19 protein-coding genes are annotated in these 19379 nt (G+C 51.8%); 14 read left to right on the top strand and 5 right to left on the bottom strand.

The annotated features are described in order from the left end of the window. Positions 1–4: 4 nt before the first annotated feature. From ACJ8W9_RS10225 to ACJ8W9_RS10215, 3 genes are read right to left on the bottom strand one after another with little or no spacing between them, the layout of a single operon-like run. Positions 5–1834: a GNAT family N-acetyltransferase gene (locus tag ACJ8W9_RS10225; RefSeq protein ID WP_411359525.1), complete on the bottom strand. Its 1830-nt coding sequence runs from the start codon at positions 1832–1834 to the stop codon at positions 5–7. A gap of 5 nt (positions 1835–1839) precedes the next feature. Next, positions 1840–3132, bottom strand: coding sequence for a M20 family metallopeptidase (locus ACJ8W9_RS10220; RefSeq protein ID WP_411359526.1), 1293 nt, complete (start codon positions 3130–3132; stop codon positions 1840–1842). A gap of 57 nt (positions 3133–3189) precedes the next feature. Next, a complete protein-coding gene (locus ACJ8W9_RS10215; protein ID WP_411359527.1) occupies positions 3190–3843 on the bottom strand; it encodes a TIGR01621 family pseudouridine synthase in 654 nt (217 codons plus the stop codon). A gap of 166 nt (positions 3844–4009) precedes the next feature. On the opposite strand from ACJ8W9_RS10215, the gene trmH reads away from it, so the two are divergent. Genes trmH through hemB form a run of 12 tightly spaced genes read left to right on the top strand, consistent with a single transcriptional unit; the run spans position 4010 to position 15253 of the window. Continuing rightward, entirely contained in the window at positions 4010–4690 is a 681-nt protein-coding gene (gene trmH / locus ACJ8W9_RS10210; RefSeq protein ID WP_411359528.1) for a tRNA (guanosine(18)-2'-O)-methyltransferase TrmH, read from the top strand. 2 nt (positions 4691–4692) lie between these two features. After that, the gene (gene recG, locus ACJ8W9_RS10205) at positions 4693–6774 is read left to right on the top strand and encodes an ATP-dependent DNA helicase RecG (RefSeq protein ID WP_411359638.1); all 2082 of its coding nucleotides are present in this window, start codon (positions 4693–4695) and stop codon (positions 6772–6774) included. A 42-nt stretch (positions 6775–6816) separates the two neighbouring features. After that, positions 6817–7572 carry a bifunctional demethylmenaquinone methyltransferase/2-methoxy-6-polyprenyl-1,4-benzoquinol methylase UbiE gene (gene ubiE, locus ACJ8W9_RS10200; protein WP_411360999.1) on the top strand — a complete coding sequence of 252 codons (756 nt, stop codon included), beginning with the start codon at positions 6817–6819 and terminating at the stop codon, positions 7570–7572. Further along, on the top strand, positions 7572–8174 hold the full coding sequence (locus tag ACJ8W9_RS10195) for an SCP2 domain-containing protein (RefSeq protein WP_411359530.1): 603 nt from the start codon (positions 7572–7574) through the stop codon (positions 8172–8174). Before ubiE ends, ACJ8W9_RS10195 begins: the two co-directional genes overlap by 1 nt. A 2-nt stretch (positions 8175–8176) precedes the next feature. Further along, positions 8177–9823 (top strand): ubiquinone biosynthesis regulatory protein kinase UbiB, encoded by a 1647-nt coding sequence (gene ubiB / locus ACJ8W9_RS10190; protein ID WP_411359531.1) that lies wholly within the window; start codon positions 8177–8179, stop codon positions 9821–9823. Positions 9824–9830: 7 nt separating this feature from the next. Further along, positions 9831–10037, top strand: a complete 207-nt coding sequence (gene tatA / locus ACJ8W9_RS10185; protein ID WP_411359532.1) for a Sec-independent protein translocase subunit TatA — start codon at positions 9831–9833, stop codon at positions 10035–10037. A gap of 5 nt (positions 10038–10042) precedes the next feature. Beyond that, positions 10043–10417 carry a Sec-independent protein translocase protein TatB gene (tatB, locus tag ACJ8W9_RS10180; RefSeq protein ID WP_411359533.1) on the top strand — a complete coding sequence of 125 codons (375 nt, stop codon included), beginning with the start codon at positions 10043–10045 and terminating at the stop codon, positions 10415–10417. Further along, the gene (gene tatC, locus ACJ8W9_RS10175) at positions 10405–11151 is read left to right on the top strand and encodes a twin-arginine translocase subunit TatC (protein WP_413694489.1); all 747 of its coding nucleotides are present in this window, start codon (positions 10405–10407) and stop codon (positions 11149–11151) included. Before tatB ends, tatC begins: the two co-directional genes overlap by 13 nt. A 25-nt stretch (positions 11152–11176) precedes the next feature. Then, complete coding sequence (locus ACJ8W9_RS10170) at positions 11177–11674, top strand: hypothetical protein (RefSeq protein WP_411360998.1); 498 nt, start codon at positions 11177–11179, stop codon at positions 11672–11674. Continuing rightward, complete coding sequence (locus tag ACJ8W9_RS10165) at positions 11667–12461, top strand: TatD family hydrolase (protein WP_411360997.1); 795 nt, start codon at positions 11667–11669, stop codon at positions 12459–12461. Before ACJ8W9_RS10170 ends, ACJ8W9_RS10165 begins: the two co-directional genes overlap by 8 nt. Continuing rightward, positions 12458–14248, top strand: a complete 1791-nt coding sequence (locus ACJ8W9_RS10160) for a diguanylate cyclase (protein ID WP_411359536.1) — start codon at positions 12458–12460, stop codon at positions 14246–14248. Before ACJ8W9_RS10165 ends, ACJ8W9_RS10160 begins: the two co-directional genes overlap by 4 nt. Beyond that, positions 14249–15253 (top strand): porphobilinogen synthase, encoded by a 1005-nt coding sequence (gene hemB, locus ACJ8W9_RS10155; protein ID WP_411360996.1) that lies wholly within the window; start codon positions 14249–14251, stop codon positions 15251–15253. Here hemB and ACJ8W9_RS10150 read toward each other — a convergent pair. Together ACJ8W9_RS10150 and rhlB are read right to left on the bottom strand one after the other, a co-directional pair. Continuing rightward, positions 15250–16173 carry a Ppx/GppA family phosphatase gene (locus ACJ8W9_RS10150; protein WP_411359538.1) on the bottom strand — a complete coding sequence of 308 codons (924 nt, stop codon included), beginning with the start codon at positions 16171–16173 and terminating at the stop codon, positions 15250–15252. The two genes, hemB and ACJ8W9_RS10150, sit on opposite strands and share 4 nt — an antisense overlap. Then, positions 16173–17465 (bottom strand): ATP-dependent RNA helicase RhlB, encoded by a 1293-nt coding sequence (gene rhlB, locus ACJ8W9_RS10145; RefSeq protein WP_411359539.1) that lies wholly within the window; start codon positions 17463–17465, stop codon positions 16173–16175. The genes ACJ8W9_RS10150 and rhlB overlap by 1 nt, the downstream gene beginning before the upstream one ends. 88 nt (positions 17466–17553) lie before the next feature. On the opposite strand from rhlB, the gene trxA reads away from it, so the two are divergent. Beyond that, on the top strand, positions 17554–17880 hold the full coding sequence (gene trxA, locus ACJ8W9_RS10140; protein WP_034730749.1) for a thioredoxin TrxA: 327 nt from the start codon (positions 17554–17556) through the stop codon (positions 17878–17880). A 222-nt stretch (positions 17881–18102) separates the two neighbouring features. Further along, the gene (gene rho / locus ACJ8W9_RS10135) at positions 18103–19368 is read left to right on the top strand and encodes a transcription termination factor Rho (RefSeq protein ID WP_411360995.1); all 1266 of its coding nucleotides are present in this window, start codon (positions 18103–18105) and stop codon (positions 19366–19368) included. Positions 19369–19379: the final 11 nt, after the last annotated feature.

Below are 19379 nucleotides of genomic sequence, written 5' to 3'. Positions count from 1 at the left end.
AATACTACTCGCCGGTTAAGGATAACTTCAGGTGAACTTCACCCATCTCTTCGCTTGGTAGACGCTTAAAGCCTGCGCGCTCAAACACGGCAAGCATTTTGTGGTTTTCGGCACGGACGTAGGCCACCATGTGGTTTAGTTTGCGTAATTTGGCGATACGGATCATTTCGCCCAGTAGCAAACTCGCCATACCTTTACCTTGATACTTCTCGCGGGTGACAAAAGCGACTTCGCAGCTATTGTCGCTGGCGACATAGTAGTAGCGCCCGACGGCTTGGATTTCTGCGGCCGAGCCTTTTTGTCGAACAATGCAGAGTGCCAAGTCAGTCGATTGGTCGACACTGACTAAAGTGCAGGACTTTTCTCGACTCATTTGCGTGGGCACAGTGTTGTAACGCATTTGCAGCGTTTCTTTGGTGTGCGAATAAAAGAATTCTTGTAAGCGTCGTTCATCGCTTGGGTTGAGTGGGCGCAAGTCAAATTCTTGACCATCGATGATCAGCTCACGAAAGCCAACGTCGCCAAGTTCCGGTACTTCCACCGATTTAATGGTTTGATAGTTAGGGACGTAATAGTACTCACGTACTTCTTCGAGCAGCTGCTGGCGGAACTTCGGATGCGCCACGCGAATCAGTTCAAGCGCTCGTTCGCGGATGCTTTTGCCGCGCAACGAGGCAACACCGAACTCGGTAACCACGTAGTACACATGTGCACGCGACGTTGCCACGCCCACGCCTTCGGTCAAATGCGGAACGATGCGCGAAATGGTGCCATTTTTAGCGGTTGAGGGTAGTGCAATGACTGGTTTGCCGCCTTTACTCATCGACGCGCCGCGGCTGAAGTCGACGTGCCCGCCGATACCGCTGTAAAACTGATGGCCAATCGAGTCCGATACCACTTGCCCGGTAAGGTCGACCTCAATGGCACTGTTGATCGAAATCATATTGTCGTTGCGCGCGATATTAGCGGGGGAATTGACGTACTCACTCGGATAAAAACCAATGTGCGGGTTGTTATCAACAAAGTCATACAGTGCTTGGCTGCCAATACAAAAGCTAGTGACTGCTTTGTGTTGGTGATAGGTCTTCTTGCGGTTGTTGATCACGCCTTTTTGCATGAGCTCCATGATACCGTCGGTGATCATTTCACTATGCACGCCAAGGTCACGGTGATTACCGAGATAACGCAAAACCGCGTCACAAATATTACCAAAACCGATTTGAATGGTAGCGCCATCGTCAATCAACAGAGAAACGTACTGACCAATCCGCTCGGTGACTGCATCGAGTTCAGTTGCAGCGATTTCTGGCAGCTTTTCTTCAGCCTCGAAAAAGGCATCAATCTGCCCTTTGTGAATGAACGCTTGGCCGAAGGTGACGGGCATACGTGGATTCACCTGAGCGATGACTTTTTTCGCACAGCGCAACGCCGATGAGACGATATCTACCGACACTCCCAGCGAGTGATAGCCGTATTTATCGGCCGGACTGACCATAATCAACGCGGCATCGAGCGGTAAAATATCGTCTTGAAACAGTGAGGGAATATCTGACATAAAGCAGGGCGTGTAGTCAGCACGACCTTCAGCCACCGCTTGGCGCACTTGTGGGCCACCAATGAACAGGCTATTTACTTTGAATTGCTGACTGTATTTCGGCTCGGCCCATTGATTGTCACCGAGCGCATACACCTGCACAATTTCGACATCATGCAGGTGTTGGCTGTGTGCCATCAGGTCATGAATCAACTTATGTGGCACCGCTGCGTGGGAGCCGATAAAAATACGACTCCCTGACTTAATGAGCTGTGACCATGGGACCTGTTGCGCACTCATTTTGGTTACTCCTGTGCTGCGTAATCAAACACCCAGTTCACATACATTTCGGTACCGGTTTTCAGCGCTGCTTCATCAGCGTAGAAGAACGGCGAGTGATTGCTCGGTGCTGTTGCTGGGTCTTGCCCCTCTGGTGTGATGCCAAGGAAGACAAACAAGCCCGGGACTTCTAAGGCATAAAACGAAAAGTCTTCGGCGCCGGTAACCAGTGCGTTCACTTTCACTTTATCTTTGCCAGCCACGCGCTCCATAGTGGGCAACATTTTCTCCGTCAGCCCAGGGTCATTCACAGTCACCGGATAACCTTCGTCGATATGCACATGGGCTTCGGCACCTGAACTCAAGGCAGTGTGTTCAGCGGTAGTTTTCAGCTTTTCAAAAATCTGTGCGCGGTTTTCCATGCTGAAGTTACGGATGGTACCTTCTAGGTAGACATCGTCTGGAATGATGTTATTACGCACGCCGCCTTCGACAATACCAAAGCTCACCACTGCTGGCGCTTTGGTGATATCAATTTGACGACTGATGATATTCTGGGTGTTTTGGATGATTTGTGCTGCGGTGACAATCGGGTCAACCCCACCCCAAGGACGTGAGCCATGGGTCTGGCGACCTTTCACATTGATTTCGAAGCGATCCGATGAGGCCATCAATGGGCCTGAGCGATAACCAATATGCCCAGTAGTGCCCGCTGACCAAACGTGGATACCAAACACCGCGTCAGGCTTAAGTTCAGCAAACAAGCCTTCTTCCAGCATCAATTCTGCACCACCTTCTTCACCTTTCGGAGCGCCTTCTTCAGCTGGCTGAAAGATGAACATCACGGTCCCTTCAATGTCATCTTGCATGGCAGCGAGCTGCTCAGCGGCACCCATTAGCATAGCGACGTGCAGGTCATGACCACAGGCATGCATGACGCCTACTTCTTCACCACGATATTCTGCGGTCGCCGTTGATTTAAAGGGCACGTCCGTTTGTTCAGTCACTGGCAAGGCATCCATATCAGCGCGCAAGGCAATGACGGGTCCCGGCTTGCCACCTTTGAGAATACCAACAACACCGGTATGAGCGACTTCCGTTTGCACTTCGATACCGAGCTCACGCAAATGCTCAGCGACGACTTTCGAAGTCCGAAATTCGCGGTTACTCAATTCAGGATTTTGGTGCAAATCACGACGCCATTCGATGACCTGTTGTTCGAGCTCGGCAGAAATCCGAATTGGGTCTTGCGCAAAGGCAGAGCCGCTAGCGAACAGGGTGGTAGCGCAGGCGAGGGCAAGAGCAGTAGGTTTTAACATGACAGACGACCTTATAGTTATGCGAAACATAGGTCTTTGAGTATGCAACGACTGCGGTTAGTTTGCCACTCCGTCTTTGGTCGTAATTTGTGCAGTAACTGCTGGAAAAAATCCGTAGTCGGGTAGCGGGGCGGTTATCACGATCGCTTCAGCGTCGTAGTTGAAGGCCAACTGCCAGGCATGCAAGTGTAAATGCGCGTTGGCTTCACCACCATAACGCGTGTCGCCAACAATCGGCACGCCCAAGCTTTTCAGTGCGACGCGTAATTGATGCGTGCGTCCGGTCTGTGGTTGCAGTCGATACAACCGGTAGCCGGGCTGCAATGTGGTGCTGGTAAAATAGGTGCGGGCGGGGTTCTCTTTGCTGTGCAATAAGCGCCAATTGCCGCGTCGAACCTTGTCCATATCACCGATGATCCAGCCTTGTTTTTTCTTCGGTTTACCTGCGGCCACAGCTAGGTAAGTTTTGTGCATGGCGTGATCGGCAAACAGCTGGCTCAGCTTTGCCGCTGCGGGTTGTGAGCGCGCCACTAACAACACCCCTGACGTAGGTGTATCGAGTCGATGCACGGGCCACAGTTGTTCGTCGAGTTGCGCAGCGAGTTGGTGGACCACGCTGAGTTGTTCGTCGTTGGCATGCATGGGGGCGCCCGCCGGCTTGTTCAGGGCGTAAAAATCACGATGTTGAAAGACTAGGGTTAACGCCCGCATGAAGTTATACTCCCTAAAAACCGTTATTCGATATTCGTCCGTTCGGCTGCGCCTCTCTGTTCGTGATTCGTGCGCTCACTGCGTTCGTTGTTCGAAAGACCGAACAGTGCGAAGCACGGACGAACAGCGGAGCGGACGAACCACGAAACACGCTCTTGGATTGAACATGTCACCTGAACGATTGCAGCGAATCAATACACTCCTTGACCAGCGCCAACCCGATCTTACGCTGTGTCTCGAGAGTGTCCACAAAAATCACAACCTGTCAGCGCTAGTGCGCACTGCCGACGCTGTTGGCTTACACGAAGTCCATGCCATTTGGTTTGACCGCAAAGGTAAAGTCAAAGGCGGCACTGCAATGGGCTCGCAGCGCTGGGTCAAGGTGCATCATCATGACTCGACGGCGAGCGCCATCGAGCAGTTGCACGCCGAGGGCAAGCAAGTGTTAGTGACCCATCTGTCGGCCGAAGCGGTCGATTTTCGCGAGATTGATTACACTCGGCCTACGGCGATTTTGTTTGGCGCCGAAAAGCAAGGAACTTCAGCACAAGCGCTGGCATTGGCCGACCACCATGTGGTGATTCCAATGGTAGGCATGGCGGAATCACTGAATGTTTCCGTGGCGGCGGCAGTGATTTTGTATGAAGCCCAGCGACAACGCCAAGCGGCAGGCATGTATCAACGTCCGACCTTGTCTCATGCGGAGCGTCAACGGGTGCTGTTTGAAGGTGGCTATCCGATTTTCGCCAAACTCTGTAAGCGCAAGAATATTGCTTATCCCGCGTTGGATGAGCAAGGTCAGATTGTAGCGGATGAAAGCTGGTGGCACGCCATGAGGTCAGCGTAGCGATGGCGTCTGCAGGGTTGCATCGGATCCCGCTTTCCGTGTTGAAAGGTGTGGGGCCTAAGTTGCAAGAGCGCTTGGCGAAGCTGGGGCTTGCCAATGTGCAAGACGTGCTGCTGCACCTGCCGTTGCGCTACGAAGACCGTTCGCGCATTTATCCGATCGCGGCGTTACTGCCGGGCACCAGCGCGACGGTTGTGGCTCATGTGGTCAAGGCTGAAGTGGTGTATGGCAAGCGCCGTATGCTGAAAGTTCGGGTGCAAGATGCCAGCGGTATTCTGAACTTGGTGTTTTTTCAATTCAGCGCGGCACAGCTGAAGCAATTCGCGGCCGGTACACAGTTGCAGTTGTTTGGCGAAACACGCCGCGGGCTGCAAGGCCCGGATATGATTCACCCGGAGTACAAAATCATCCAAGGCGATGCGCCCCAGCTAGCTGAAACCTCGTTGACTCCCGTGTATCCAACCACCGAAGGGGTGCAGCAGGCGAGCTTACGCAAGATCAGTGAGCAAGCACTTACCTACCTTAATGACGCTGCGCTACCTGAGTTGATGCCACCTGCGTTGCGCCCAGGTGGAATGGACTTGGCCGCCGCTATCCGCACGCTGCATCGACCGCCACTCGATGTCAGCCTCAGCGAGCTACAAGAAGGCACCCATCCAGCACAGCAACGGCTAGCGCTCGAAGAGCTGGTCGCACATCAGTTGAGTTTGCTGAAGTTGCGTAGCATCAAGCAGCAACATGCAGCGCGTGCGCTGCAACCGCACAGCGCTCTCGAACAGAAGTTTCTTGACCAATTACCGTTTCAACCGACGGCTGCGCAGCAACGGGTCGTAGCTGAAATTCAAACTGATTTAGCGGAGCCAGTACCGATGATGCGCTTGGTGCAAGGTGACGTCGGCTCAGGCAAAACCTTAGTGGCGGCGCTAAGTGCGCTCACCGCGATAGGTCAAGGCTATCAGGTCGCGCTCATGGCGCCGACCGAGATTCTCGCGGAACAGCACGCGCTCACCTTCCAGCAGTGGTTCGCACCGTTAGGCATTGAAGTGGGTTGGCTGGCGGGCAAACTGGCGAGCAAACCGCGTAAAGAAACCTTGGCAGCGCTCGCCAGCGGGCAGATTCAGATGATTGTCGGTACCCATGCGCTATTTCAAGCGGAGGTTACCTTCAGCAACTTGGTGCTGGTGATCATCGATGAACAACACCGCTTTGGTGTGCATCAACGCCTTGAGCTGCGTGAGAAAGGCGTGCAGCAAGGGTTTCAGCCGCATCAGCTGATCATGACCGCGACGCCGATCCCGCGCACTTTAGCAATGACTGCCTACGCCGACTTAGCGACCTCGATTATTGATGAGCTGCCACCGGGACGCACCCCTGTCACTACAGTGGCGGTGCCTGACACGCGCCGCGAGCAAGTGGTGGAAAGAGTGCATGACGTGTGCACCAAAGAGCACCGACAAGCGTATTGGGTATGTACTTTGATTGAAGAGTCGGAAGCATTGCAATGCCAAGCGGCGGAAGATACCGCCAATCAGTTGGCAGCCGCGCTGCCGGATTTACGTATCGGTTTGGTGCACGGACGCTTAAAAAGCCAAGAGAAAGAGGCGGTGATGCAGGCCTTTAAGGCCCATGAACTGGATTTATTGGTGGCCACCACGGTGATTGAAGTGGGCGTCGACGTTCCCAATGCCAGTTTAATGATTATTGAAAACCCCGAACGGCTGGGCTTAGCGCAACTTCATCAGTTGCGTGGGCGGGTCGGGCGTGGTGCTGTTGCCAGTCATTGTGTGCTGCTCTATCACGCGCCTTTGTCGAAAACCGCGACCCAACGCTTGGGCGTGTTGCGCGATAGCAATGACGGTTTTGTCATTGCCCAACGTGATTTAGAGCTGCGCGGTCCGGGCGAGTTATTGGGACAACGGCAAACCGGGATCACCGAAATGCGTGTCGCCGACGTAATGAAACACGGTTATTTATTGGAACAAGCACAACACTTAGCGCAGACCCTTTGGCAGCGGTATCCGGAAAGCGCGGAAGCATTGATCCAGCGCTGGTTACCACGCCGCGACCACTACGCCCAAGCCTAAAATCGTAGTACACTAGGCGCTCACTTGAGAAAAGGCAGCAAGATGAAAGATTCGAAATCTGAAACCATTGATTTTGGCTACAAACAAGTCGGCAAAGAAGAAAAGCAAGGCTTGGTTGCCAATGTATTTAATTCAGTGGCGAAGAAATACGACGTCATGAACGACGTGATGTCGTTTGGTATTCACCGCTTATGGAAACGTTACACCATTGATTGCAGTGGTGTACGCGCGGGCATGAAAGTGCTAGATATCGCTGGTGGTACGGGAGATTTGACGGAACAATTTTCGCGCCGAGTCGGGCCTAAAGGCGAAGTGGTATTGGCTGATATTAACCAAGCCATGCTAGATGTGGGTCGTGATAAACTGCGTAACCGCGGCATTGTTGCGAACGTCGAGTATGTGCAAGCCAATGCCGAAGAACTGCCCTTTGCCAATGATACGTTTGACATCATCACCATCGCCTTTGGTTTGCGCAATGTGACCGATAAGCAAAAAGCACTTGAGTCGATGTTCCGCGTGTTGAAACCGGGCGGTCGTCTGTTAGTTTTAGAATTTTCCAAGCCAGTGCAACCGATGCTGTCGCAAGCTTATGACTTCTATTCGTTCAACGTGTTGCCAAAAATGGGGCAAATGATTGCCGGCGATGCCGACAGTTATCAGTACTTGGCCGAATCGATTCGGATGCACCCTGATCAAGAGACCTTGAAGGGCATGATGGAGCAAGCGGGCTACGAAAACGTGACCTATGATAACCTCACCGGTGGCATTGTGGCCTTGCATCGCGGGTTTAAATTCTGATGTTATGGACCGTGCTACCCACCCAACTGCTTGAGTTGGGGCTCAACCAAGTATTAGCGCTTGATGCGCAGACCCCACAGCGGCGCGATAAGCTCGCTGGCAAGCGGCTGCGCGTGACCTTAAAAGAGCTCGGTGCGCCGTTGACGGTCACCGTAACAGAGACCACGGTGTTATTGAGTTGGCTGGACAGCGGTGCGGTCGATTGCCACATCGTCAGTGAGCTGGCGGTGCTGCCTGAGCTGCGCGATAGCGCCAATATTACCCGCTTAATTAAAGCCGATAAACTCGACATCGAGGGCGACCCACTGCTGGCACAGCAACTGAGTAAATTGGTAACCGATCTCGATATCGACTGGCCAGAACAGTTGTCGCAGCGGATTGGCGACGTACCCGCGCAAATGGTGACTAACGCTTTTCGGCGCAGTCAAAAACAGTTCCAACAATGGCGCAGCGATCAGCGTCAATGGGTGCGTGACACCCTGATCGAAGAACAACGCGTATTACCGGCGCGTGCCGAATTTCAGCAGTTCCAACACGAAGTGCAACAATTACGTGCGAAACTCGACCAATTGGAACGCCACATGAACCGTCATCGAGAGTGATTATGCGAGCGAAGCGTCTGTACCAAATCACCCGCACCTTTATGCACTATGGGCTCAATGACTTGATCCCACCGCGCTATATGCCATGGTCGATTCGTATGGCGCGCATTGGCTTGTTCTGGCTGCCGAATAAACATAAAGACAAGTCTCCCGGCGCCCGCTTGCGTCTAGCACTCGAATCACTAGGCCCAGTGTGGGTCAAGTTTGGACAAATGTTGTCAACTCGTCGCGACTTGCTGCCGCCAGATATCGCGTTGGAACTCGCCAAGTTGCAGGACCGTGTAAAGCCGTTTGATGGCGCGAAAGCGCAACAACTGATTGAGAAAGCGCTCGAATTACAGTCGATTGACGAACTATTTGATGATTTTGCCGTGGTGCCGTTGGCCTCAGCATCGATCGCACAGGTACACACCGCGCGCTTAAAGAAAGGTGAGGGCGCAGGCGAGGATGTGGTGATCAAAGTGATACGCCCCGATATTCGCGGCGCCATCGACGCTGACTTAAGCCTGATGGAAACTCTCGCCTCGGTGCTCGCCAAGCACCTGCCGGACGGCCGCCGTTTGAAACCCAAAGAAGTGGTGCGCGAGTACCGCAAAACCTTGCTGGATGAATTGGATCTGGCGCGCGAGGCGGCCAACGCAATTCAACTTAAGCGTAACTTTGAAGACTCGCCGCTATTGTACATCCCCACGGTGTACAGCGATTATAGCCGCACCAACGTGATGGTGATGGAGCGCATTGACGGCATTCCGGTCAGCGATGTCGATACCCTGATGGCGATTGGCGTTGACATGAAAAAACTTGCCGAACGCGGCGTTGAAGTATTTTTTACGCAAGTGTTCCGCGATAGCTTCTTTCATGCTGATATGCATCCGGGCAATATTTTCGTGTCGCGTGAAAACCCAGACGACCCGCAATATTTAGGCATTGATTTTGGTATTGTTGGCACGCTCAATCGGGAAGATAAGCGCTATCTTGCTGAAAATTTCTTGGCTTTCTTCAATCGTGACTATCGTAAAGTGGCGGAACTGCACATTGATTCCGGCTGGGTGCCTGCGCATGTCAACGTTGAAGAATTCGAGTCGGCGATTCGCACCGTGTGCGAGCCGATTTTCAACAAACCTCTGGCAGATATTTCCTTTGGTCACGTGTTGGTCAACTTGTTCAACACTGCGCGGCGTTTCGAAATGGAAGTGCAGCCACAGTTGGTGTTACTACAAAAGACCTTGCTTTATGTTGAAGGCCTAGGTCGTACCCTTTATCCGCAGCTAGACTTATGGAAAACTGCGAAGCCGTTTTTAGAACGCTGGATGCAAGAACAGCTAGGTTGGCGCGCAGTGTTGCGTTCCGTCAAGGAGCATGCACCTTATTGGGCCGAGAAAATGCCAGAAATGCCAACCTTGCTGTACGATTATTTGCGCAATCAGCGGCATATGGTGGAGCAACAACAAGCTGCTACAGCAGCGCTGATTCATAGCCAACGCAAGCATTCGTGGCGCATTTGGTGGGGCCTCGCTAGCGCAGCGACCGTCGTCACTACCGCCTTGTTCTGGGTTTCGGGACAACCGGTTTGGCTAACAGCAAGCAGTGCAGTCGTAGCGATTGCGAGTATAATGATGAGTTGGCGTCAACCTGCCAACCGAGCGTGAGGAAATTATGGGTATCAGTATTTGGCAATTATTAATTCTATTGGTCATCGTGGTGTTATTATTCGGCACCAAGCGACTGCGTTCAATGGGCAGTGACTTGGGTTCGGCGGTGAAAGGCTTCAAAAAGTCAGTAAGCGACGAGGACACCAACGACACTACTACCAGCGAGCAAAAGAAAGTACCGGGTAAGTCTGAGCAAGACAAGGACGCCTAACGCGTATGTTTGATATCGGCTTCTGGGAGCTTGCTTTCGTAGCGATTATTGGCCTGCTAGTGTTGGGCCCTGAACGTCTGCCTAGCGCACTCCGCGGCTTACAACGTGGCATCCAGAAGATCAAAACCTTTGGTAGTTCGGTACAAGCCGAGCTCAACCACGAGCTCCGTATCAAAGAGCTGCATGAGCATTTGCGTAAAGCCGAGCAACTTGATGTCGATAAGCTTTCGCCCGAGCTGCAACGTTCGATGGCGGAGCTGCGTAACGCCGCCGCCGCTGTACAACGTCCTTACGCAAAGCCCGAAGCAAAGCCTGAGCAGGCAAAAACCAGCGACGGCGACGCGAAGCCGCCAAGCGACCCGCCAGAATCTTCATCATGAGTCAGTCGCCATTACTCGATCATTTGCTGGAACTGCGCCGCCGTTTACTGATTGGCGTCATTGTGGTGCTGGCGATATTCTCAGTGCTAGCATTTTTCGCTGATGACCTCTATAGCTGGCTTGCGGCTCCCATGATTGCGAGTTTGCCGCAGGGCAGTACGCTGATAGCGACCGACGTAGCAACGCCGTTCTTCACGCCTTTCAAACTGGCATTGGTGGTGAGTATCGCGCTAGCTGTTCCGGTCTTACTTTGGCAAATGTGGGCCTTTATCGCGCCCGGTTTGTATCAGCGCGAAAAACGTCTTGTGGTACCGTTAATGGTGTCGAGTTCACTGCTGTTTTACGCCGGCATCGCCTTTGCCTATTTTGTTGTGTTACCTTTAGCATTGAACTTTTTGGCAAATGCAGCGCCTGAAGGAGTGACAGTTGCCACTGACATCGCCAGCTATCTCGACTTTGTTTTGGCGATTTTTATGGCGTTCGGTATCGCATTCGAAACGCCAGTTGCGATTATTTTGCTGTGCTGGACCGGCGTCACCTCGGTCACATCCTTGCGTGCTAAGCGTCCTTATGTCATTGTCGGTGCGTTTGCCGTGGGCATGGTACTGACACCGCCGGACGTGATATCGCAGACATTATTAGCGATACCAATGTGGCTGCTATTTGAACTTGGTCTATTGATTGCTAGTCTATATCAACATAAACCACCCTCGGCTGCCCCCGAGAGTGACTAAAAAATTGAAGTAGGAATCACTTAAGATGATGAAATTGTTAGGTTTGGGGAGTGTTGTCGGTTGTATTTCATTGGCAGCTTTGTGGGCTCCAAACGCGCTTGCGCAAGACTCGACGGCACAACAGTTGGCGAAATGCGCCACCATTGAAAATCCACTTCAGCGCTTGGTTTGTTACGACAAAATCGCAGCTGGTGAAGCACCCGCTGAACGCAGTGCGGGACCGGTAAATTCGCGTGCGCAATCGGCATCACCTGAGCAAGAATTCGGCCGTGAGCATCGTGAAGATCCCACCGATAACCGCCCAGATAAAATCTATGTCGAGTTAGCGGACGCGCAACGTAACTATTATGGCAAATGGGAAATCACCCTGAAAAATGGTCAGAAGTGGGAACAGGTCGACAGTCGCACCACGCCACTACCTTTAGACGGCGATTACTACATTGAGCGCGGCGTGTTTAATAGTTTCTTCTTAGGCCGTGTGGGCGAAAATCGACGTATTCGTGTACGTCGTGTAGATGAGTAACCGATTGCAGTGGTTTGATGCGGGCGTCAACCTCACCAACGCCCGCTTACATGCTGATCCCCTTTATTATCTTGAACGCGCTGCCGAGCAGGGTGTCACCAAGCTATTAGTGATCGCCTGTAATCTTAACGATACCGAACAAGCGCTTGTTCTTGCCGAGCGTTACCCACAATTGAAAGTAACGGCTGGTGTTCATCCGCATGATGCCAGTGCCGCCCCAAACGACCTGCAGCAACGATTAGCAACTTACGCTCAACACCCGGCCGTGGTGGCCATCGGTGAGTGTGGGCTCGATTTTAATCGCAACTATTCCCCTCCCGACGTGCAACTACGCGTATTCGAGCAACAATTAGAGGTCGCGGCTGAACTACAACTGCCGGTGTACCTACATGAACGCGATGCATTTACCCAACAACAAATGTTGTTACAAAAATTTGACGAAAAAATACCAAGAAAATTAGCACATTGCTTTACCGGTGGTTGCCAAGAGCTGAAAGAGTATCTAAAGTTAGGCTGTTATATCGGAGTGACAGGTTGGATATGCGACGAGCGGCGTGGGGGCGCTTTACGTGAGGCTGTATCCACTATTCCGAGCGAGCGTTTGCTGCTAGAAACCGATGCACCGTTTCTGCTGCCGCGAACCCTCAAACCCCGCCCCAAATTTAACGAACCTTGTTGGCTACCGGAAGTGGCCCGTGTCGTTGCCGAATTACGCGGTGTCAGCATGCAAACACTAGCGGAACAAACTTGGCGAAACAGCCACGAATTTTTTGGAATATCAGAATGACAACTATGTTGATGCGTTGGGTAGTAACCTTAGCTGTGTGCTTTGCCTTCATGGTGCCAGCGGTACAGGCACAAGAGTCGATGCCGCCAATCTATTATCACGTCGATGGTACGGGCAATCAGACCGTTAGCAACTTAGTTGATAAACCACGTACTGAGTGGCGGGTCTTGAGTGGCAGTAACGCTTCATTTGGTTACACCGACGATGTCTATTGGTTTCAGTTCGAACTGCCGGAGGTCAACTTCGACCGCGTACTTCATTTGCCATATCCGCTCCTCGATCGCATCGACACCTATTTCGTACAAAGTGGTGAGGTGATTGAGCAAGTGCGCAGCGGTGATCAGTTTGAGTTTTCTGAGCGCCCTATCAATAATCGCAATTTTATGATTCCGGTCGCCAGCCAAGAGGCGGTGACTGTGTTTATGCGCGTTGAAACCACGAGTTCCATGCGGGTGCCGATTTCAGTTTGGCAACCTAGTGAGCTTGCGGGTAACGAGCAAGCCATCAATATGGTCACCGGCATGTATTTTGGTTTGTTGCTATGCATGATGGCGTATAACTTCTTTACCTATCTGACGACCCGCGATTATCGCTTTGCGATATACAGTGGCTACATTATTGCGATTGGTTTGCTAATGGCATCACTCGATGGTACCGGATATCAGTACTTGTGGTCGTGGTTCCCGTGGCTACAAGAGAAGGCGATCAATTTATTCGGCGCCTTAGTCTTTGTGCTGGCGAGTTTGGTGGCGAGTAAAATTTTGCAAACCGAAACACGCAGCCCATTACTGCACCGAGGCTTGCAAGCCATTATGGTGATAGCTGGCCTATTGTTTGTAGCATCCATCTTCTTACCTTATTCGACGATGATCTCGATTGTGCTGATCGTTGCGATTGTAGCCAGCTCCTTCCTTATTTTTACCGGCATTATGCTGTGGCGGCAGGGGCTCAATTATGCGCGGGTCTACACCATTGCTCTGAGTGCATTGTTACTCGCAATTATCGTCAACGCGATTGGTTATTTGGGCTTTCTCGAATCGTTCTTTGTGCAGCGCTATTTGATAATGATCGGCTCTGCTATCGAGGTCATGTTACTGAGTTTAGTGCTAGCGATTCGCTACAGCGAAGACCGTCGCGAGCGGTTGGCTGCCGAACAGCGCGCAAATGCACGCTTAGAAGTCAAAGTGAAGCAGCGTACCGGCGAGCTTGAAAAAGTCATGCGCAAGCTCAAAGAAATGAACCAAAAATTAGAAGTGAAGAGCAACGAAGACCGCCTTACTAAGCTTTACAACCGCGGTATGCTCGACGAGGACTTGCCATTAGAAGTACGCCGTGCGCGCCGCACGGGCTATGATATTGCGGTGGTCATGATCGATATTGATCACTTCAAAGACATCAATGACCGTTATGGCCATCAAGTTGGTGATGAAATTCTGGTTGAGCTATCGCGGGTGCTGCGCGTGAACTTCCGTCGCGCTGGTGATCGTATTTATCGCTATGGTGGTGAGGAATTCGTAGTGCTGATGCCTGGTGCGCAAGAGCTTGGCTGTCACGATAAAGTGCTAACCGTTACCGATGCAATTCGTACGCACGAATTCAAAACCGAGCGCGGAGCGGTTAAACTTACGGTCAGTGTTGGTATGGCGCTATTGAATACGCTGCCAGGCCACACCTCGAGCAAGCAGCTGCTAGAGGCTGCCGATAACGCCCTATATCAAGCGAAAAATGCGGGTCGCGATCAGATTCGTATCGCCCGTACGCTGAACGAAGCGAGTGAAAAGCCGTAGATGTATAACGTCAGTCAGTTTCCTTTCCGCCGCATGCGTCGCCTGCGGCGCCACGATTTCAGCCGCCGCATGGTGGCTGAAAATCATTTAACCCCTGCCGATTTCATTTATCCAGTGTTCGTATTGCCTGGTGAGCAGCAACGTGAAGCCGTTGCTTCAATGCCCGGGGTCGAACGCTTATCGATTGATCTGCTGGTCGAGGAATGTCGTGAAATCGCTGCTTTGGGGATTCCTGCCGTGGCGTTGTTCCCGGTGACCCCAGCCGCGGATAAGTCGTTGACGGCTGACGCCGCTTGGGACCCCGAAGGTCTGGCGCAGCGTGCGGTGCGCACCATCAAAGCCGCCGTACCAGAACTGGGCGTCATCACCGACGTGGCGCTCGACCCGTTTACCACCCATGGTCAAGACGGCATTTTGGATGACGATGGTTATGTGCAAAACGACATCACCACCGAGGCACTGGTCAAGCAAGCTTTGTCGCACGCAGCGGCGGGTGCTGATGTGGTGGCACCGTCCGATATGATGGACGGTCGCATTGCCGAAATTCGTGTCGCACTGGAAGAGCATGGTTACGTGAATGTGCAGATCATGGCTTATTCGGCGAAGTACGCTTCAGCATTTTACGGTCCGTTCCGTGATGCGGTCGGTTCAGCTGGCAACCTCAAAGGTGGCAATAAAAAAACCTATCAAATGGACCCAGCCAATAGCGATGAAGCATTGCATGAGGTAGCGCTTGATCTCGACGAGGGCGCTGACATGGTGATGGTTAAGCCAGGTATGCCCTATTTAGATATCGTGCGACGGGTAAAAGACACCTTCAAGGTGCCGACCTTCGCCTACCAAGTCAGCGGTGAATACGCCATGTTGCAAGCGGCAATTGCCAATGGTTGGCTGAGTGAAGAGGTGATTTTCGAAAGCTTACTGAGCTTCAAGCGAGCTGGTGCTGATGGTATTTTGACCTATTTCGCCAAGTTTGCGGCGCAACGCTTGCAGCAGCAAGGCTAGCTTAAGCTGCGTTTACGCTCATCTAACATCGCATGAACCAAACCCTCGCGCAGAGCGCCCTGTGCGAGGTCAATCTCGGCAATCGCTAGACTGTCTAACAACGCCAGCAAAATCGCTAAGCCGCCACAAAACACCGCAATCCGATCGTCACGAATACCAATAGTCGCGAGCTTATCGCGCGAGCCCACAGCAATCGCTGCCGCTTGGCATTGTCGAATCATCGCCGCATCAATTGCACCCTGGTGTTGTCGTTCACGGGCATAATCCTGCAACGCACGAAAGGTCCCAGAAGCACCACAGACCTGTTGCCAACCATGGGCCTTGTAAGTTGCTGCCAGCGGCTCGATAAAGGCTCTAGCGGCCGCTGTAGCTGCTGCAAATCGCTCCGCAGTGATACTCCCATCGGCAAAATAACGGTTTTGCCAGACCACACAGCCCATATTGAGACTTTTCAAGACATGTGGCTCGGTGCCTACCCCTGCGATCACTTCGGTACTGGCACCACCAATATCCAGCACTAACATGGGCGCTGCAGTTTTCAGTTCGGCCGTTGCACCTTGGTAGATCAGATTGGCTTCGGTGCTACCCGAGATAACATCGATAGGATACCCAAGCGCTTGTTCGAAACGCTTTAACAGTTGTTTGCGATTGCTAGCAAGACGCAGCGTCGCCGTGGCGACACAGCGAACTTGAATAGGTTGGTATTGCTGGAGGAGTTCGGCAAAGCTGGCTAAACAAGTAACGCCGCGTTCGAGCGCGGCGTCATCAACATAGTGGTCGGCGTTAAGGCCGTCGGCAAGACGGACTTTTTGTCGCTGTCGCGTCAAAATCCGATAACCGCGCGTCGTCGCCCGAGCAATCAACAGGTGGAAACTGTTGGAGCCCAAATCAATAGCGGCGATGCGCGTGCTTGGAGCCATTAATTCGAACGCTTCGAACCCGACGCGCGTTGCTGACCGCCACGTCGCTGATTACCACCACCGCTGCCACCGCGGCGTCCGCCTCGAGTGCGACGGCGACCACTTGGACGCGGTGCACGAATGTCGGTCAACAAGGCATCTGGGTCGTACTTAGTGACCGGGATACTGTGACCGATATACTCTTCGATGGCGGGCAAATTGTAGACGTATTCTTCACACGCCATATTAATTGCTTTACCACTGGCACCAGCGCGTCCGGTACGACCAATGCGGTGCACATAATCTTCGAAGTCATCTGGTAAGTCGTAGTTATATACGTGGCTGACTTCAGGAATATGCAGGCCACGTGCGGCGACGTCGGTCGCCACCAAGAAGTCGAGACTGCCTTCGGTAAACTCTTCGAGGATCTTTAAGCGCTTACGCTGTGCGACATCACCGGTAAGTAAACCGACACGATGGCCATCTGCGGCGAGCCATTCGTACAGCTTTTCACAAACATGCTTGGTGTTAGCGAAGATAATGGCTTTTTCTGGCCAATCTTCTTCAATCAGGGTCAGCAATAACTTCATTTTGTCTTGCTTTGACGGATAAAACAGCTCTTCACTGATGCGAATACCGGTTTTCTGCGTCGGCTCGACTTCAACTTTGGTCGGCGAGTTCATATGGTCATAAGCTAACTCTTGTACGCGTTGCGACAAGGTAGCCGAGAACAACATGCTTTGGCGTTGTTTGGCCGATGGCATTTTGTTGAACATGTAACGAATATCTTTGATAAAGCCCAAGTCAAACATACGATCGGCTTCATCAAGCACGACGACATCAATTTTGTCGAGTTGATAAATGCCTTGCTTGTAATAATCAATCAGGCGGCCGGTGGTGCCAATCAAAATATCGACGCCATCTTCAAGCTTTTGCCGTTGACTTTCGTAGCCCTCGCCCCCATAGATAATACCGAGACGCATATCACACTCAGAGGCAAGTAATTCTGCATCGTTGGCGATCTGGATAGCAAGTTCTCGCGTAGGAGCCATGATGATAGCGCGCGGATAGCGCGAGTCACCGCTCCGCGGTTTGTTGAGCAAGGTCGTAAACACGGCAATCAGGAAGGCCATTGTCTTCCCTGTGCCGGTTTGCGCCTGGCCCGCAACATCTTGGCCTTGCAGGGCAATCGGTAAACTTAAAGCTTGGATTGGCGTGCAATATTCAAAGCCCGCCTTGTTTAAAGCAGTTAATACCTGCGGATGCAGGTCGAGATCGGCGAAGCGTGTCTCTGTAAGGTGTGTTTTACTCATAGCGTAAGCATACCAGTTTGCGCTAACATTCAAAAACAGAAATAATAGTGTTTTATTATTTCACGCGAATTCAGCAGCGGAGATTACCATGAGTGATAAAATTGTTCAGCTAAGTGATGATACTTTTGAGTCAGATGTACTCAATTCTGATAAACCGGTACTGGTCGATTTCTGGGCCGAGTGGTGTGGACCATGCAAAATGATCGCGCCAATCCTCGACGATATCGCCAACGAGTACGGTGACCGCATCACGATTGGTAAACTGAACGTCGACCACAACAGCGAAACCCCGAAGAAATACGCAATTCGTGGCATTCCAACGTTATTGCTGTTCAAAAACGGTGAAATCGCAGGCACTAAAGTAGGTGCGTTGTCGAAAGCACAACTGGCCGAGTTCATCGACCAGAACATCTAAAGAGCGTCGCCCAATGACTTGCCGGAATGTGATTTTCGGCAAGTTTTTGGCCTTTCTGGGCAAATTTGCCGCAAAAAACTAGACGTTTTTCGATTTAGGTGTTACTTTTTCACCATATTTCTTCAAGTTGCCAAGCCTTTCGGCAGCCCGATAGCAATCCCTAAAGCTATTAATGAACACATAAACCTTTGTTTCTTTGGACACTAAAGTCATACCCCTCATATGAATCTAACAGAATTAAAAAACAAACCAGTTAACGAGCTGGTACAGCTCGCAGAGACCATGGGCCTTGAAGCCATGGCCCGAACCCGCAAACAAGACATTATTTTTGCGATACTTAAAGCGCACGCGAAAAGTGGCGAAGATATCTATGGCGACGGTGTCCTAGAGATATTGCAAGATGGTTTTGGTTTCTTGCGCTCAGCCGATTCATCGTTTTTGGCCGGTCCGGATGATATTTACGTATCCCCTAGCCAAATTCGACGCTTCAACTTGCGCACCGGTGATACGGTCGCTGGCAAAATCCGACCGCCGAAAGAAGGCGAACGTTATTTTGCCCTCCTCAAGATCCGTGAAGTCAACTTTGACAAACCAGAAAACTCTCGCAATAAAATCCTTTTTGAAAACCTTACGCCACTGCATGCCGAAGAACGTTTGCGCATGGAGCGTGGCAATGGTTCGACCGAAGATATCACCGCGCGTGTGCTCGACTTAGCTGCGCCAATTGGTAAAGGTCAACGCGGACTTATCGTGGCACCGCCAAAAGCGGGTAAAACCTTATTGCTACAGAATATCGCGCAGTCGATTGCCGCGAATCATCCCGATTGCGTGCTGATGGTACTGCTGATCGACGAGCGCCCAGAAGAAGTTACCGAAATGACGCGCTTGGTCAAAGGTGAAGTTGTCGCCTCGACCTTTGATGAGCCAGCCAGCCGCCACGTGCAAGTTGCTGAAATGGTCATCGAAAAAGCGAAGCGTTTAGTTGAACACAAAAAAGACGTGGTGATTTTGCTCGACTCGATCACCCGCTTAGCACGCGCCTACAACACCGTCATTCCAAGCTCAGGCAAGGTATTGACCGGTGGTGTCGACGCCAACGCATTGCACAAGCCGAAGCGTTTCTTTGGTGCTGCGCGTAATGTTGAAGAAGGCGGCAGTTTAACTATTATCGCTACCGCGCTGATTGATACCGGTTCGAAAATGGACGAAGTCATTTACGAAGAGTTTAAAGGTACCGGTAACATGGAACTCCACCTCAATCGAAAAATTGCTGAAAAGCGTGTATTCCCAGCAATTGATTACAATCGCTCAGGTACCCGTCGCGAAGAGCTTATGGTCTCGCAAGAAGAGCTCCAAAAAATGTGGATCTTGCGCAAAATCGTGCATCCAATGGATGAAACCGAAGCCATGGAATTCCTCATTGATAAACTATCAATGACCAAAACCAACGACGAGTTCTTTGATGCGATGAAGCGTCAAAAGTCTTAACGACCAGTTGT

It is taken from the genome of Pseudidiomarina salilacus (assembly GCF_047323925.1).
GTDB classification, from domain to species: Bacteria; Pseudomonadota; Gammaproteobacteria; order Enterobacterales; family Alteromonadaceae; genus Pseudidiomarina; species Pseudidiomarina salilacus.
This window is presented reverse-complemented; position numbering and strand designations above follow the sequence as displayed.